The following is a 15,532-nucleotide window of genomic DNA, read 5'->3' on the forward strand; positions in this document are numbered from 1 at the left end:
GTGGTTAAATTAGTTCTAATAATTGATGATTTAAAATAAATCATCACTGGTAATACTTTTACTCTTTTTATTATAATTGATTGATTTCTTATTGAAAAAGTCCCCGTGTTTTGTCGCTATAACCTCATCGTAGAACCAGTCAGAATCCTTTAGGAGATTTTCGTCTGTTTCAAAGATTTTCTTTATTCCTATACTATCTAGAGACTTGTTGAATCTATCTTTTATGAACTCTATAACAACTGCTTTTGGCAGAAAATCTAGTTCTCCTTTTTCAAATATCCACTCGACTACCTGCTTCTCTGACTCAAAGGCGTCATTACACATATCGATAACTGCGTCTTCAAATTCTTTGTCGAACCATTCTGGATGTTCTTTCTTGATTATGTTTATAAGATCGATTCCAAAAAGTCCGTGGATCTGCTCTTCTTTTGAAGTTGCCTCAACAGCGTTGGAGATTCCCTTGAAAAGATTTCTATATTTGTTAAACGACATTATCACCAAGAACTGTGAGAAAAGTGATACGTGTTCTATAAATAGAGAGAACAAAAGTATAGACTGGCTGTATTCTTGATTATCTTCACTTCTAGAATTTGCAAGTGATCTTTCTAGATATTGAACTCTTTTTGTAAGAGCTGGTATATCATTTATTTTTTTGAAAACTTCGTTTAGTCCGAGAATTTCTAGAAGGTGTGCATAAGCGTCTGTATGTCTAACTTCACTTTCTGCAAAAGTAGAGCCAACAGCACCAACTTCTGGCTTTGGTATCTTTTTGTATATGTCACCCCAAAAAGTTTTTACTGCAACTTCGATTTGTGCAATCGCAATCATTGCGTTTCTTATAACATTTCTTTCTTGTTCGTTGACATTGACTTTGAAATCTTGAACGTCACCAACAAAATTGAATTCTGTGTGTATCCAATATGAGTGTCTTATTGCACTAACGTATTCATAAAGTTCTGGATACTCGTAAGGTTTGAGTGAAAGTCTTTTTTTGAACAAATCTCTCTTTCTTTCTTTATTTCTTTGTTCTCTATATAGTATGTATGCTTTAGCAACTTCAAAATCACCCTTCTTTGCAATCTCTTGCTCTACAATATTTTGTATAGATTCAACATCTGGAACATGATCTTTGTCAGAAAACTGATCTTCTACACGCAAAAGGACATGATCAACCAAATAAGTAAGATTGATATCTTCAATAGGAGTATCAGTAGCTTGGTAAGCCTTCGATATAGCTGCTTCTATTCTCTTTCTATCAAAATCAACTATAGATCCATTTCTTTTTTGGACAAGCTGTATTGTCATAGGGGTATATATTGATGCTTAAACTATTAATGAGTGTGTAAATACATTGTACCCCACTTGGCGAAGTGCTCGCTACTGTTGAAAACCTCTAAAAAAATATTTTTTCTAGTATGTAAAGAATATTTTTTGTCAATAAAAAATTTAGTCCTAAAAAATATACCTTATTTCAGATTCCACAAAAAAGTATTTCTAAAAAACCTCTAGCTTATCAGAAATAGAGCATTTGTTCAGCTCAAAGAAGCCCGAATTTGCCTCCAAAACATACTTTATCGGAACCCCAGAATAGAAAACTTTTGGAAAAGTTTCTGGAGAAACCTCTCTTTCTACTCCGACGATTTCCATGTCTTCATTTATCCAAATTATGTCTATCGGAAATAGCATGTCTTTCATCCAAAACCCTGCAATCTGTGGTCTCTCAAACATAAAAAGCATACCTTCGGACTCTCCCATGTATTCTCTGCCTGACAAACCTTGTTTTCTTTCAAGAGTACTGTCAGAAATATCGACATAAAGGTTTCTACCACAAATATTTATCTTCGTATCGCTCCTAGAATCAACTTTGTAAATCAAAAAACCTAAACAAAAAAGAAGAGCGAAAGAAATAAATATATTTTTGTATTTCATGTGTGTCTATTATAACGAAAAAACTCTTCCAAAAATAGAAGAGTTTTTTCGTAGTACAGATATTCTTTCTTTTGTTCCACTCTGAAGGTCTTTCCCTATCTTGCCAAAATGTTTTTAGGTCACTCTCATTTATAGACCACTTTATAAAATAAAGTATCGACAACTGGTAAATTTTACTTTACCGTTTTTCACTTGAATGATTCCACGAACAGCTTCCGCTACCCGTGCCTTGTTACGACTTATTCCCTGTCACCGAGCTTACCGTAGGCCCACTAATGTGAGACGTCGGGTATTCCCGGCTCCCTTGAATTGACGGGCGGTGAGTACAAGACTTGAGAACGTATTCACCGCGGTTTGCTGACCCGCGATTACTAGCGATTCCGGCTTCATGTAGTCGAGTTGCAGACTACAATCCGAACTGGGGCTACCTTTATTAGGATTTGCTTAGGATCACTCCGTCGCGTCCCGTTGTAGTAGCCATTGTATTGCGTGTGTAGCCCAGGGTATCAAAGGGCCATGCGGACCTGGCGTCATCCTCTCCTTCCTCCCAGCCCTAATTTTTCAAAAAAGTTTTCTCAAAAAATTAGGGCTGGGCGGTCTTGCCTGACACTTGTAACAGGCAACGAGGGTTGCGTTCGTTTCCCCACTTAAGGGAACAGCTCAAGCCACGAACTGACGACGGCCATGCAGCACCTGCCTATCCGTCCGAAGAGGCTTTCCGTTTCTGGAAAGTTTCGTATAGGTTTCAAACCCTGGTGAGGTTCTTCGTTTATCATCGAATTAAACCACACAATCCACCGCTTGTGCAAGTCCCCGTCTATTCCTTTGAGTTTTAGCCTTGCGGCCGTAGTTCCCAGGCGCTTCTCTTAACGCGTTAGCTTCGCCTCTCAGAGGGTCGATACTCCGAAAGACCAGAGAAGATCGTTTAGGGCGTGGACTACTGGGGTATCTAATCCCATTCGCTACCCACGCTTTCGTGTTTTAGTGTCAGTTATGCGCTAGTGTACTGCCTTCGCCTTTGGTGTTCCCCATGATATCAACGGATTTCACCCCTACACCATGAGTTCCGTACACCTCTCACACACTCTAGCTTTGCCGTTTCTCCTATGTTTTCCAGGTTGAGCCCGGATCTTTCACAGAAGACTAACAAAACCACCTACACACCCTTTACGCCCAATAATTCCGGATAACGCTCGGGCCTCTCGTATTACCGCTCCTGCTGGCACGAGATTAGGAGGCCCTTATTCATGAGGTAACGTCAAAAATTTCCTCCCTCATAAAAGATGTTTACACTCCAAAGAACTTCATCCATCACGCGGCGTCGCTCCGTCAGACTTTCGTCCATTGCGGAATATTCTCGGCTGCAGCCACCCGTAGGTGTATGGGCCGTGTCTCAGTCCCATCGGTGGGGGCCAGGCTCTCACCTCCCCTAGACGTCATAGCCTTGGTAAGCCATTACCTTACCAACAAGCTGATATCCCGCAGGCCGATCTAAAAGCGATAAAATCTTTACCCCGGAGGGTGTATCAAGTATTACTCCAGATTTCTCTGGGCTATTCCTGACTTTTAGGTTCGTACCCACGTGTTACTACCTCGTTCGCCACTAACCAATGAATCTCGTCCATACTATCGATTGTATTGCTACGCTCTCAAATATTTCAAAGGTTTGGTTCGTTCGACTTGCATGCCTTATCCACGCCGCCAGCGTTCATCCTGAGCTAGGATCAAACTCTACAAAAAAAGAGTGGAACAAAAGAAAAAATATCTTATGTCCTGTGTTATATATTGATCTTGCACAAATAAATTCTGTACGATTTTCTGTTTTTACTGAACTAGTTTTTAGAATTATTTGTCATTAAGGCCGATAAGCTCCTTAAAACAAAACACCTCTCCTAAAACAAAGGTGCAGGAACGATTATAGTCTCTCGGGGCTTATATGTCAAGCGATATAGAAAATAAAAAAAAGCCTTATGGTGTAAGGCTTTTCTGAAGATCTTTACGAAGCTTTTTTCTGAAGTATCTCATATATGTTTTTGGTAGGTTTCCGGTGCCAAAAAATAAAACGAAAAACTCAAGATTTTTGTCTTCGATCACCTCAACAATTAAGGGGTGATCTACACCGTACCAGTTTCTAAAAAGATCTATTATTCTGTTTTGTCGTTCTAGGCTATATTTGCCATTTGCGCGACAAGCAAAAACGAGACCTGGCTTCAAAACTTCTATTATGTCTTCTTTTTTTATTTCTACCGTACTTGTAGACATATCATTCAAGTATCTTTTGTTCAAAGTAAATACTATATGAAATAAAAATAAAATAAAGACCCATTGCCGAAAAAATACTTGTATGCTATTATCGTAGCCGTATGACAAATCTCGCGGCAGTACTGCCGTACATACAGATAATTATCGCCACTCTTATGGTGATTTCCATACTCATGCAAAGATCAGCATCTGGTCTTGGTGCTTTGGGTGGTGGAGACGATGGAGTCTTCTTCAGGAAGAAGAGGGGTTTTGAAAAATTCCTTTTTAACTTCACAATAGTGTTAGCAATCCTCTTTGCATTGTCTGCTCTATTGTCTATACTATATTAGACGAAACATTCTGACTTTCTCGTAATTGTCTTCTTAATATTTTTATTTATGCAAATAAAAAAATTATTCGGTGTAAATTGGCCGACTAGAGATGAAATAAGACTCTTGGAAAAAAACTTGAGCGTAAAGGACAATTTGTTCCTTGTTTTTTTCTCTGTGCTTTTCATAATCGGTTTTGGAGGAATAGCTTCTAGAGTAAACAATAACTTCTTGGTTTCTATACCACTTCACGGTGGATCACATAGCGAAGGAGTTTTGGGAAGCCCTAGAACAATAAACCCCGTGTTCGCCTCTTCTGATGCAGATAGAGATATGACACAACTTATATATACCGGACTAATGAGATTTGACGACGAGGGTAATGTACAAAAAGACCTTGCTGAAGATTACAGCATAAGCGAAGACGGTCTTGTGTACACTTTTACACTCAAAAAAGGTCTAAAATTCCACGATGGAAAAGACTTAACAACTGAAGATGTTCTGTTCACAATAAAAACAGTTCAAAACCCTCTGGCAAAAAGTCCAAAGAGAATAAACTGGGAAGGTGTAAGTATAGAAGTAATAGATGAAAGAACTATTTCTTTCGTTCTAGAAAAACCATATGGTGCATTTATAGAAAACACTACTATAGGAATAATACCGAAACACATCTGGGAAGATATCGCTGTAGAAGATATGTCTTTGTACAAAACAAATCTAGAGCCAATCGGTTCTGGACCGTACAAGTTCGAGAAAATAAAACGAGATTCTAACGATATACCAAGAGAAATAAATCTTTCTTCTTTCGATAGATACTCTCAAGGAGAGCCATATATAAATAGCTTCACTATGAAGTTCTACGACAATGAGCAAGATCTAATAAAAGCTCTGAGACAAGGTTCTGTAGATGCAATACACTCTGTCTCCGGAGAAGAAGCTCTGTCACTAGAAGGAAATTATGAAGTTACTTCTATAAGACTACCTAGAGTGTTTGGAATGTTTTTTAATCAAAACAAAAATTCTATGTTTGGAGACAAAGCCGTAACAGAAGCGATAGAAAAAGCTATCGACAAAAACGAGCTAGTAAATATCGCCCTATCTGGATATGGAGTTCCTGTATACGGACCAAGACCAATAGACACAGAAGGAGAAGCTGGAACAATAGAAGAAGCAAACGAAATATTGGAAAAGGCAGGTTATGTCGCAGGAGATGATGGAACTAGAACAAAGAAAACAAAAGAAAAAGAAATAAAACTTTCTTTTGCGATATCAACTGGAGATATAGACGAGCTTAAAAAGTCAGCAGAATACATAAGAGATAGACTTTCTCTTCTAGGAATATCAGTTGAGATCAGAGTCTTTGATATCGGAGATTTGAATCAAAATGTTATCAAACCAAGAGACTACGAGGCACTACTTTTCGGAGAAGTTATACAAAGTGACTATGACCTTTATTCATTCTGGCACTCATCAGAAAGAAACGATCCAGGTCTAAATGTATCACTTTATACAAACTCAAAAGTCGACAAAAGTCTCGAAGAAATTATAAAAACAGTAGATACTGAAAAAGTAAAAGAATTATCAGATAGTATAAAAGAAACAATCGTTTCAGAAAGACCAGCAATCTTTCTATACTCACCTAATCTTATATATGTAAGAAGTAGAGGTGGTGAAGTAAAATCACAAATCAACAGAGTTAGAGACGCATCATCTAGATTCTCTTCTGTAAGCAAGTGGTATATAGAACAAGAAAAAGTCTGGAATATATTCGTAAAATAAAATATGGAAGAAAAAAATAAAAACAAAACAACAAGAACTCCTATAAAAAGAAGTTCTGGCGCAACTGGCGCAAGAAAAAATTATTCACCCAAGAAAGCAACTGGCGGCAATAGTAGTACAAGGGTTATAAGAAATAGCTCATCAAGTAAGCCAGCTCCAAGAAAACCAATATCAAAACCTTCTGGCAAAAGAAGTTCTTTTGGTTCTTCTGGTGCGATGAGGAAACGAGCTGGAATGTCTAGGCCACCTAGACCAGCAAATACAAACTCTTTTGCTTCTAGAAACGAAGTAAACGTACCTCCTATAGAAGAAGGTGTTTTGAGAGTTATACCGCTTGGAGGAGTAGAGCAAATCGGACAAAACATGACAGCACTAGAATACGGAGACGACATAATAGTTGTCGACGCTGGAGTGCAGTTCTCTACAGACGATACTCCTGGAATAGATTACATAATCCCGAACACTGCATATCTTGAAAAAAACAAGCACAAAATAAAAGGTTTATGGATAACACACGGACACCTAGACCACATAGGTGCAATACCATTTGTTATAGAAGGTATAGGAAACCCTCCTATATATTCTAGAGAATTCGGTGCAGCAATGATCAAGAAAAAGCACGAGGAGTTCCCTCACCTACCAAAACTAAACATGAATATAGTGGACGAAGATACAGCTATAAAACAAGGTGATAATTTTACTGTTAGAAGTTTCGCTATATCTCACACTATCCCAGACTCTATGGGTCTACTTATAGAAACTCCACTTGGAGAAATCGCATTTATCGAAGACGTTAGAGTAGATAATGTAAAAGGTGTTCCTACAGAAGAAGAAATAAAACAGTACAGTAGATTCAAAGATAGAGACATCTTGATGCTTACTATGGACTCAACGTCTGTTTGGAAACCAGGATTTTCTCTGTCAGAAAACGTTGTGTCAGAAAGCATAGATAAAATAATACGAGATACAAAAGGCAGACTTATTATCGCTACTTTTGCTTCTCAGGTTGAAAGAATTGTGGCGATAATAAAAAGCGCTGAATTATATGGAAGAAAAATAGTTATCGAGGGTAGAAGCATGAAATCAAATGTAGAGATTTCAAAACACCTAGGGATAATAAAAACTGATAGCATAATTTCTCTAGACGATATAAAAGACTACCCTCCACACAAAATACTAATGCTTGTAACAGGTGCGCAAGGAGAAGAGTTTGCAGCACTTGCACGTATGGCAAACAAAAGCCACAAATATGTAAGGCTAGAACCGACAGACACTATTCTCTTATCATCTTCAGTTATACCAGGAAACGAATCAGATATAGATAAACTGAAAGACAACCTATATAGGAGTGACGCAAAAATAATAACTTATATAGATTCTGATGTTCACGCATCAGGACACGGAAACAGGGCCGAACTTGAGTGGATACACAGACAGTTCAACTACAAATTCTTCATGCCAGTACACGGAAGACACTGGATGCTAAAACAACATGCTGAACTTTCTAGAGTTCTAGGAACATCAAAAGACAATATCGTAATACCAGACAACGGATCAATCATAGAAATATATGATGGCGGAAAGAAAATAAGAGTTAGAAAAGAAAAAGCTCCATCAAACATAAGAATGGTTGACGGTTTCTCTATAGGAAACGTTCAGGATGTGGTTATAAGAGACAGACAAATGCTTGCACAAGACGGTATGTTTGTAGTGTTTGCTATCGTAGATACAAGAACAGGTAAACTAAAAAAATCTCCAGACATCATATCTAGAGGTTTCGTGTATCTAAAAGAGTCACAAGAACTACTGCAACACGCAAGAACAATAATCAAAAAGACAATAGAAGAAGATTCTCGTGGCATGAACCCTATAAACTTCGATCTTATCAAGGGTGACCTTTCTGACAACCTCTCAAAATTCTTGTTCCAAAAAACAGCCAAGAGACCTCTCGTAATTCCTGTTATACTATCAATATAACATTGTGTTAGAGCCAAAAAGACATTACAAAGACTTTATCGGGACTTACAAAAAAGATCACCCTCTTAGGCCTGTTTACTTTGGTTCATTTATCTTCTCGATAGGAGTATCTCTTCTGGCTTATATAAACTCTGGTTATATAGCAAGTATTGTTGGAGAAAATAAGGTTGGTATCGTATATTCTCTATCTTCCCTTCTAACAATCTTTTTCTTGTATATAATGCCGAGACTTGAAAAAAGATTTGGCAACAGAAATATATTGGTTTTTTTGTCGATACTTGGAGCGATATCGATACTTCTTTCTAGTAGTTCTGCAATAAAATATCTGTCTCTTTCTTTGTTTGTTATTTATCTTGTTTCTGTTGTTTTGATTCCCTTTTCTATAGATATATTTGTAGAAAGGTTTACTAACAAAAAAGAAGAAGGAAAAACGAGAGGGCTCTTCCTAACAGTTCTAAACCTTGCATGGCTTTCTGGACCACTTGTTGCTGGAACAATAATATCCAAAAATGGTTTTTCTTCTGTAAGCCAAATAACAGCACTATCTCTTATAATAGTTGCGACTATATTTTCTTTTACAGTTAGAGATTTCAAAGACCCTTATTATAGAGGTATCAAAATAAAAGAAACTATAAAAAATATTTTGGGCAAAAAAGATATCCTTCTTATAAGCTTCTCAAACCTGTTACTACAGATATTCTATGCCGTGACAGTTATATACATACCTATATATCTAAACACACATATTGGCATGGGGTGGAAAGAAATAGGACTCATACTAACAGTGATGCTTGTGCCTTTTGTACTTTTGGATTATCCTCTTGGAAAGCTTTCTGATACAAAACTTGGAGAAAAGGAGTTATTGTTTGTGGGGTTTATGTTTATCTCTGTATCGACATTATTTATAAGCACAATACACACAAATGAAATCTTGCCTTGGATGATCGTTCTTTTCTCCGGAAGAATTGGGGCAAGTATAGTTGAAGCCATGAATGAAATATACTTCTTCAAAAAAATCGATATAAGAGAAGCTGGACTTATAAGCGTATTTCGAGGAGCGAGCCCCCTAGGATATCTTATAGGGCCACTTTTTGGAGCATTCTTTATTTCTTTCTTTTCAATCCAAAGCGTATTTGTATCTCTGGGAATAATTACCCTAGCAGGACTTGTAATATCACTACTTATAAATGACACAAAATAAACCAAAAAAAATAAATAAAACTCGTATAAACAAAAGGCTAAAAGACTTGGGTATTTCAACGAGAAAAGATGCTGATTCCCTGATAGAGAAAGGCGGTGTTTTTATCAATGGTAAACTCGCAAAGCTAGGAGATGTAGTACTAGATACTGACAAAATAACTGTAAAAAACGATAGTAGAAAAGAACTTCGATATTTTGCTGTAAACAAACCAGTTGGAATTCTAACAGTAGGTGGAAACAAAGAAGAGCGTGATCTTACAGATGTTGCAAAACTTCCTCATGACTTTTTCCCAGTCGGTAGACTAGACAAAGACTCTTCTGGTCTCATACTCATGACAAATGACGGAAGAATAACAGACAGACTTCTCAACCCAAAAAGAAACCACCAAAAAGAATATAGAGTTACAGTAAACAAAGACATAAGTAACTCTTTTCTTGTAAATATAAAGAAAGGTATCAAGATAGGACGAGAACGCACAAAACCCGCACTTGTTCGCAAGGTCAAAAGCAACGTTTGTGACATAGTCCTAACCGAAGGAAAAAACAGACAAATAAGAAAGATGTGTGCCGCACTTGGTTATGATGTAAAAAGACTACAAAGATTCAGAATAGAAAATATAGAACTCAAGAATCTAAAATCTGGAGAGAAAAGAGAGATAAAAGGAAGAGTTCTAGAAGAATTTCTAAAAAAGCTCGGTTTATAGTCTATTCTGCCGCTTCTTCCAAAACTACACTTATGGTTTTCTCCTGTCCTTTGGACAGGATTTTTAGTCTTATTGTGTCACCTATGTTTTTTTCTCGGATTATCTGAGCAAAATTTCTGTCTGTAGTTATTTTCTCTCCATCTATCTCTAGAATTATATCGCCCTCTACTATACCAGCTTTGTCTGCTGGAGATCCTGGCAAAACAGCTAGAAGATCTCTGTCTCCCCCGCTTGTAACCAAAACTCCGTATTCAAAATCCAAGAAGTTTTTGTCAGCTATAGTTTTTGTTATAGGAACATATCTTACCCCAAGTTGTGGCCTGACTATTCTTCCCCTTTCTATAACAGATTTTACTATTTGCGAAACACTACTACTTGGTATAGCAAATCCTATATTCTCGGACGATGTAGCAACTGCCACATTGACTCCTATAACCTCACCAGAGAGGTTTAGAAGTGGTCCACCAGAGTTTCCTGGGTTTATAGCTGCATCGGTCTGTATAACCCTATCTATAACCTCGCTTGCTCCAAGTCCGTCTCCTGCAACTATAGATCTAGATAGTCCAGAAACAACACCCGTAGATACAGAGTTTTGAAACTCTGCAAGAGCATTACCTATAGCTATAACACTTTGTCCAAGTCTGAGTGTGTCAGAGTCTCCAAAAGAAAGTGTCGGGAAACCACTACCTTCCACATCTAGAATTGCAATATCTATAACAGGATCTATATCTACAATTCTTGCCTCATGTCTTTCTCCATCTATTGTGACAACAGAATATTCTGCATCTTCATCACTTACAACGTGCCTATTTGTGACGATAAGCCCATCAGACGAAACAAAGAACCCGCTTCCCCCACCTACGTCCTTCTTTTCTTTTTCTTCGTTTGAATCATCTGGCAGAGAGAAGTTAAAAAAATCGTCAAAAAACAAATCAAACGGAGATAGGTTATAAGTCCCAGAGGTTGATACTTCTTTTGTAACAACAACAGAAACAACAGCTGGATTTGATCTATCTACAACATCTATAACTAGGGCCTCTTGTCCAGATGGGACATACAAACCTCCAGCTTGGTTTTCTATAGATTCTTTTTCCAAGTTTGTTAGATAAGATGATATATCATACCGAAAAACAAACATCACAAAAAATACTGCTATTAGTGTGAGAATTGAAGACAAAATCGATATAAAAAATATTTTTTTGTTATTATTCTCTTTTTCCATGATTTTATATTTCTTCAAATCCAGTTTCTTTTGGATCGAGTATTATTACACTACTTTCATCATTTTCAATATCTTCTAGAATCAAAATTCTACTATCTATACTGGAGTAGAAGTTGTAGTTACCTTCCTTTTCAAAAACCAGCGACCCCGCGACTACGTCGACAACTCTTATAGCTTCACCTTCTGTGGTGGAGTACACAAAGTATCTACCACTACAGTTTGGTGAACTGCCTATGATAGAAGAGTCGCCAGAAATAGCGTTTCTTATTGTGCGCTTATATATGTCCTGGGTATCTACTTCATAAAGTGTCATGGCAACATCTTGATCAGAAATAGTAGAGAAATTATCTTGCTCTAAAGTTACTTTTTCTTCTATCTCACCTATACGTATAGTGTAATCACCTTCTGTAAGGCCAATAAGGTTAACTGGGAAAAATTCTCTAAACGGAACTTCACCTCTAACACATGGTCCACTTTCTCTGTCTACAGAATAAAGGTTTAGTATGATATCATTTTCCAATCTTTCATCTTCTAATATATAGTCTTTGTCACAGTTGTTGTCAGTAATACCTGACAAAACGACATACGCCTGTACAGGAAAAGTTTTGTCCAAAACAGTAAGATTCATGCTCTCGATAGCAATTTCTTCTTTTATGTTCTTTTTATCTACAGCATCTTTTATTTTGTTCCAAAACAAAATAGTGAAAATCAAGATTAGACTCAAAGAAAGTATTATTATTTTTCCAGAACTTATATTTTTCATAAAATTATATCCTTGATATTAAAATCCTAGGTTGTCCATCTCCCCAATAATTATTTTTCCACTCTGTTATTTTAAATCCCAAAGAAAGATAAAGTATTATGACTTTACTATTATGCGGATGTGTTACTAAATAAACATTTTTATAATTTTTCACTTTATCTATTCTAAACAAAGCCGCCGCTCTAGCAATACCAGATCCTCTAAACTCTGCTAGAACAATGAGCCCTCCGAGGACTGCTGTATTTTCGTCTTTTATTATATATTCACAACTTCCAACCAAAGTATCCCCTCTGTAGATAAAAAATACATTACTCTTTTCTATTTCTTCTTTTGCTTCGCTATATTCAGTTATTCCTGAGTAAGTATATTCTTCTACGGCTGTTTTTTCTATAGAAATGAACCTTTCTATATCTTTGTCGTTCGACTCTGCTTTTACAAAAAATAAATCTTCCATATAAAACAATTATATCAAATTAATAAAAAAAGACCCTGGTGTATACCAGGGTCGGTTAGTTTACTTTTTTCGACTAGGAATGAAAATTCTAGCGCCAGGATTCCAAAGATATTGTCCTTCTTTTTGAACTAGTTCTACGTCCATTTCACTGCGATTAAAAGAATCAATGGAAGACGTTCTTTTTACTTCAAGAAATCGAATATTTACAACACACATATCTCCATTAGAATTCTTTATGAAAAAAAGATTATAAAATCCATTTTTGAGCAGTGGACCTTTTTTCTCTTCATTTTGTTTTCTAATAAGATAAAACAGCATAGAAACCTTAGTCTCAACAACATCTTCACCACCCAAAGTCTGAATGATGCAATTACTACCGCAGTCCACGTCAGTCAAGTTTCCATAACGAAGATTCTGTTCACTGTATGGCATTTCAACCTTGCCGTGAAAAAAAATAACGAAAGGATCCAGTTCTGGAAATGGATCCCTTGATTTGTAAACAAATGGATCCTCTCGTCCTGGAATTTTAATAGTCCCCTTCCAATCAATAATGTTACTCATATCGTGGTTGTTTTAATGAACTTTCTGTCTATGTGATAACACGTTTTATGACCTATTGTCAAACACTACAAACTATATATTGACTTATAATTATAGATATGATATAATAATATAAACTAAATTGTACAACCAATGGCAAAATACTTCACTACGGATGGGGGCAACTTCTTCGTCCGAGCAAGGGCTGGAAATGAAGAAATCTTCTTCTTCATCAATCCCAAAAATGGAAAACTTCTGGACCAGCAAATGGAATTCCATTACAGGGACTTCTATTTCCGGTGCAAGGAGGAATGGGGTAAAAAAGAGGCCGAACTACCTAAAGAGAACCTGGGACACATAAGAAAGATTGTCCAGTACTATCTCGGCAAGAAAAGATCTCCCATTCCCCGTGCAACCATCGGGGATGTGTTGAAAAATTCAGGTATCGACCTGAAGAAAAAAACCAGCTGAAAACCACAAAAGCGGACGCGCAAGCGCCCGCTTTTTTTATTTTTGACTAACCAACTTGTTTAGACAACCAAGAGGTATATTTTTTCGACATATCTTCAAAACTTTTTTTGTTATTTGATATTTCTTTTTTACCACTAACCATAGAAATCTTTGCATTTAGATTAACAGGGCTTTTATCGTGCTTAATTTTGCTTAATCTTTTTATTTTTTGTTTTGCTAGCTTTATATCTTCTTCTACACTCATAGTAGAATTTTTTATAAACGCTTTTTCGGACAAAATCTCCCCTGTAGCTATTTTAAGTATATCTTTAAACTTCTTGGAAGCTCCTAGCTCCCAGACTTTTTTCATTTCTTTACCTATGTTTTTATTATCGACTATATACCCATATTTTTTGTAAAAGTAATCTCTCCATTGATAAAGAGCCAATGTTGCTAGTGCATAGCCATGATAATAAGCCGAACTTTCCCAAGAATATATATGAGGTATTCTAAGTAATGTAAGAGTATCCGAAGATCTTCTGTGATATTTTCTGAAGTTTGTTTTAGCTATCTTTAGTACTTTTGATCTGGTAAGATTTTTTGTTTCGTATATTTCTTTCTCAAAATTACATACTGCAATCATGCCGTTTAGTCCTAGAGGCTTCATTATGTTTAGCTTCTTTTTCTTTTCTTCAAAAAGTTCAAAGGGGTATTTATTTCCAAACTTATCTCTCGCATATCTATCTATCCACTCTATACTGGAAAAAACAGTGTCTAAAAACATGCTTTGCGTTTCTGCCCAAGAAACAGACATAGGAGCATATTCGTTGGCAACGCAAACATCTTTTTGTTTTATATTAAGCATATGTGCAGCATGCCCTCCTTCATGAAAAAGAGTAACGTAACCGGAGAATGCAGAACCGGGCTGACCCAAAACAACATTACAAGTAAAGTTAGAACTACCTGGAATAAATTTACCATTTTCGTATTTGACCATTTGAGGCCAGTGACAAAAACCATTGTTCCACTTACCTTTCCTATCCAACAAATCTAGTTTTATGCTTCCACCATAAAAATCTATTCCCATATTTCTAAAACTCCTACCCCACCTCGGTAGAGCTTCTTCCATTTGGAAGTATGGATCTTCTTTTACTGCAAAATCTCCAGACATCATAAAAGCAAAGTTCCAAGGTTTCAAAACTCCTGGCATTTCCTTTTCTAATTTATCTATTTTTTTATAAAAAGGTTTTGTTTTATTGTATATCTTGTCAAAAAGACCGAACAATTCTTTTTTGGTCATCCTTTCTTCTCTTTGAAGTTTGAAGTCGTAAAAATCACTAAATCCCAATATTCTAGCGTATTCATTTCTCAGGCTTATAACTTTTATATAATCATCAAGCGTGTCTAGCGATAATTTTTCCAAGGCACTAAAACAAGCTTTTCTTATTTTCTCGTCTTCGTTTACTCTAACCATAGAAGACATCTTGAGTTCAGATGCTTTTACAAATTTTTTAGTATACGGATCTATATATCCTTCTTTTCTAGTTGCACGCCTTTTAAGAATCTTTGATTCTAATTTGCTTATCTTATTTCTTATAAATTGCGCTTTTTTAGGAGTTTGATAACTTTCAAAAAATTCTTTCCATAGAAGCAATCTTTCTTTTATTTCACCATAAGAACCTGTCAAAAAAGTTTCAACTTTTTTTAGATTTTCTGGATTTGATCTAAATTGATCCCTTTTCTCTAGAGCTTTTTGCATTTTGGAATCAACAGATTTATCACCCATATAAGAAATCCAAAAAAGATCTTCATAGTTTTTATGAAGATTATAATACGTATCATTTAGACTTTCTAAGAAACTTTCTGCCTCTTTTTTAGTGTTAATTTTTTGCATAAGACAATTATATCAATTTAATAATTATGCTGCCCGACCAAACTTCGCCA

Annotated in this window: 14 protein-coding genes and 1 rRNA gene; 6 read left to right on the top strand and 9 right to left on the bottom strand. The window is 36.2% G+C overall.

The genetic code is table 11. From position 1 onward, the window contains the following. Window positions 1-30: 30 nt before the first annotated feature. From H6791_01710 to H6791_01725, 4 genes are all read right to left on the bottom strand, one after another. A complete protein-coding gene (locus H6791_01710; protein ID USN95123.1) occupies window positions 31-1,305 on the bottom strand; it encodes a ribonucleotide-diphosphate reductase subunit beta in 1,275 nt (424 codons plus the stop codon). Between the two features lie 189 nt (window positions 1,306-1,494). After that, window positions 1,495-1,929 (bottom strand): DUF192 domain-containing protein, encoded by a 435-nt coding sequence (locus H6791_01715; GenBank protein ID USN95124.1) that lies wholly within the window; start codon window positions 1,927-1,929, stop codon window positions 1,495-1,497. A 201-nt stretch (window positions 1,930-2,130) separates the two neighbouring features. Further along, window positions 2,131-3,670, bottom strand: a 16S ribosomal RNA gene (locus H6791_01720). A gap of 227 nt (window positions 3,671-3,897) precedes the next feature. Then, a complete protein-coding gene (locus H6791_01725) occupies window positions 3,898-4,215 on the bottom strand; it encodes a hypothetical protein (GenBank protein ID USN95125.1) in 318 nt (105 codons plus the stop codon). A gap of 77 nt (window positions 4,216-4,292) precedes the next feature. On the opposite strand from H6791_01725, the gene secG reads away from it, so the two are divergent. From secG to H6791_01750, 5 genes are read left to right on the top strand one after another with little or no spacing between them, the layout of a single operon-like run. Next, window positions 4,293-4,520 carry a preprotein translocase subunit SecG gene (secG, locus tag H6791_01730; GenBank protein ID USN95126.1) on the top strand — a complete coding sequence of 76 codons (228 nt, stop codon included), beginning with the start codon at window positions 4,293-4,295 and terminating at the stop codon, window positions 4,518-4,520. Window positions 4,521-4,568: 48 nt separating this feature from the next. After that, a complete protein-coding gene (locus H6791_01735) occupies window positions 4,569-6,278 on the top strand; it encodes a hypothetical protein (protein USN95127.1) in 1,710 nt (569 codons plus the stop codon). Window positions 6,279-6,281: 3 nt separating this feature from the next. Then, window positions 6,282-8,255 carry a ribonuclease J gene (locus H6791_01740; protein USN95128.1) on the top strand — a complete coding sequence of 658 codons (1,974 nt, stop codon included), beginning with the start codon at window positions 6,282-6,284 and terminating at the stop codon, window positions 8,253-8,255. 4 nt (window positions 8,256-8,259) lie between these two features. After that, a complete protein-coding gene (locus tag H6791_01745) occupies window positions 8,260-9,456 on the top strand; it encodes an MFS transporter (protein USN95129.1) in 1,197 nt (398 codons plus the stop codon). After that, the gene (locus tag H6791_01750) at window positions 9,443-10,159 is read left to right on the top strand and encodes an rRNA pseudouridine synthase (GenBank protein USN94472.1); all 717 of its coding nucleotides are present in this window, start codon (window positions 9,443-9,445) and stop codon (window positions 10,157-10,159) included. The genes H6791_01745 and H6791_01750 overlap by 14 nt, the downstream gene beginning before the upstream one ends. Before the next feature lies 1 nt (window position 10,160). Here H6791_01750 and H6791_01755 read toward each other — a convergent pair whose 3' ends face one another. Genes H6791_01755 through H6791_01770 form a run of 4 tightly spaced genes read right to left on the bottom strand, consistent with a single transcriptional unit; the run spans window position 10,161 to window position 13,159 of the window. Then, on the bottom strand, window positions 10,161-11,381 hold the full coding sequence (locus tag H6791_01755) for a trypsin-like peptidase domain-containing protein (protein ID USN94473.1): 1,221 nt from the start codon (window positions 11,379-11,381) through the stop codon (window positions 10,161-10,163). 4 nt (window positions 11,382-11,385) lie between these two features. After that, on the bottom strand, window positions 11,386-12,144 hold the full coding sequence (locus tag H6791_01760; GenBank protein ID USN94474.1) for a hypothetical protein: 759 nt from the start codon (window positions 12,142-12,144) through the stop codon (window positions 11,386-11,388). Between the two features lie 4 nt (window positions 12,145-12,148). Continuing rightward, the gene (locus H6791_01765; protein USN94475.1) at window positions 12,149-12,598 is read right to left on the bottom strand and encodes a GNAT family N-acetyltransferase; all 450 of its coding nucleotides are present in this window, start codon (window positions 12,596-12,598) and stop codon (window positions 12,149-12,151) included. A gap of 60 nt (window positions 12,599-12,658) precedes the next feature. Further along, window positions 12,659-13,159 (bottom strand): hypothetical protein, encoded by a 501-nt coding sequence (locus tag H6791_01770; protein USN94476.1) that lies wholly within the window; start codon window positions 13,157-13,159, stop codon window positions 12,659-12,661. A gap of 132 nt (window positions 13,160-13,291) precedes the next feature. Between H6791_01770 and H6791_01775 the strand changes: the two genes are divergently transcribed. Beyond that, window positions 13,292-13,609: a hypothetical protein gene (locus H6791_01775; GenBank protein USN94477.1), complete on the top strand. Its 318-nt coding sequence runs from the start codon at window positions 13,292-13,294 to the stop codon at window positions 13,607-13,609. Window positions 13,610-13,655: 46 nt separating this feature from the next. Here the strand turns inward: H6791_01775 and H6791_01780 are convergent, their stop codons facing one another. Beyond that, window positions 13,656-15,482 carry a hypothetical protein gene (locus H6791_01780; GenBank protein ID USN94478.1) on the bottom strand — a complete coding sequence of 609 codons (1,827 nt, stop codon included), beginning with the start codon at window positions 15,480-15,482 and terminating at the stop codon, window positions 13,656-13,658. Window positions 15,483-15,532: the final 50 nt, after the last annotated feature.

This window comes from Candidatus Nomurabacteria bacterium (assembly GCA_023898605.1).
In the GTDB taxonomy this organism is placed as follows: Bacteria; Patescibacteriota; Minisyncoccia; order Phycocordibacterales; family UBA9973; genus HK-STAS-PATE-34.

Bases quoted from the DNA above. Each gene is read 5' to 3' on its own strand.
- H6791_01760 (USN94474.1), bottom strand. From the start codon at position 12,144: ATGAAAAATATAAGTTCTGGAAAAATAATAATACTTTCTTTGAGTCTA.
- H6791_01765 (USN94475.1), bottom strand. From the start codon at position 12,598: ATGGAAGATTTATTTTTTGTAAAAGCAGAGTCGAACGACAAAGATATA.
- secG (USN95126.1), top strand. From the start codon at position 4,293: ATGACAAATCTCGCGGCAGTACTGCCGTACATACAGATAATTATCGCC.
- H6791_01715 (USN95124.1), bottom strand. From the start codon at position 1,929: ATGAAATACAAAAATATATTTATTTCTTTCGCTCTTCTTTTTTGTTTA.
- H6791_01740 (USN95128.1), top strand. From the start codon at position 6,282: ATGGAAGAAAAAAATAAAAACAAAACAACAAGAACTCCTATAAAAAGA.
- H6791_01775 (USN94477.1), top strand. From the start codon at position 13,292: ATGGCAAAATACTTCACTACGGATGGGGGCAACTTCTTCGTCCGAGCA.
- H6791_01735 (USN95127.1), top strand. From the start codon at position 4,569: ATGCAAATAAAAAAATTATTCGGTGTAAATTGGCCGACTAGAGATGAA.
- H6791_01770 (USN94476.1), bottom strand. From the start codon at position 13,159: ATGAGTAACATTATTGATTGGAAGGGGACTATTAAAATTCCAGGACGA.
- H6791_01780 (USN94478.1), bottom strand. From the start codon at position 15,482: ATGCAAAAAATTAACACTAAAAAAGAGGCAGAAAGTTTCTTAGAAAGT.
- H6791_01750 (USN94472.1), top strand. From the start codon at position 9,443: ATGACACAAAATAAACCAAAAAAAATAAATAAAACTCGTATAAACAAA.
- H6791_01710 (USN95123.1), bottom strand. From the start codon at position 1,305: ATGACAATACAGCTTGTCCAAAAAAGAAATGGATCTATAGTTGATTTT.
- H6791_01755 (USN94473.1), bottom strand. From the start codon at position 11,381: ATGGAAAAAGAGAATAATAACAAAAAAATATTTTTTATATCGATTTTG.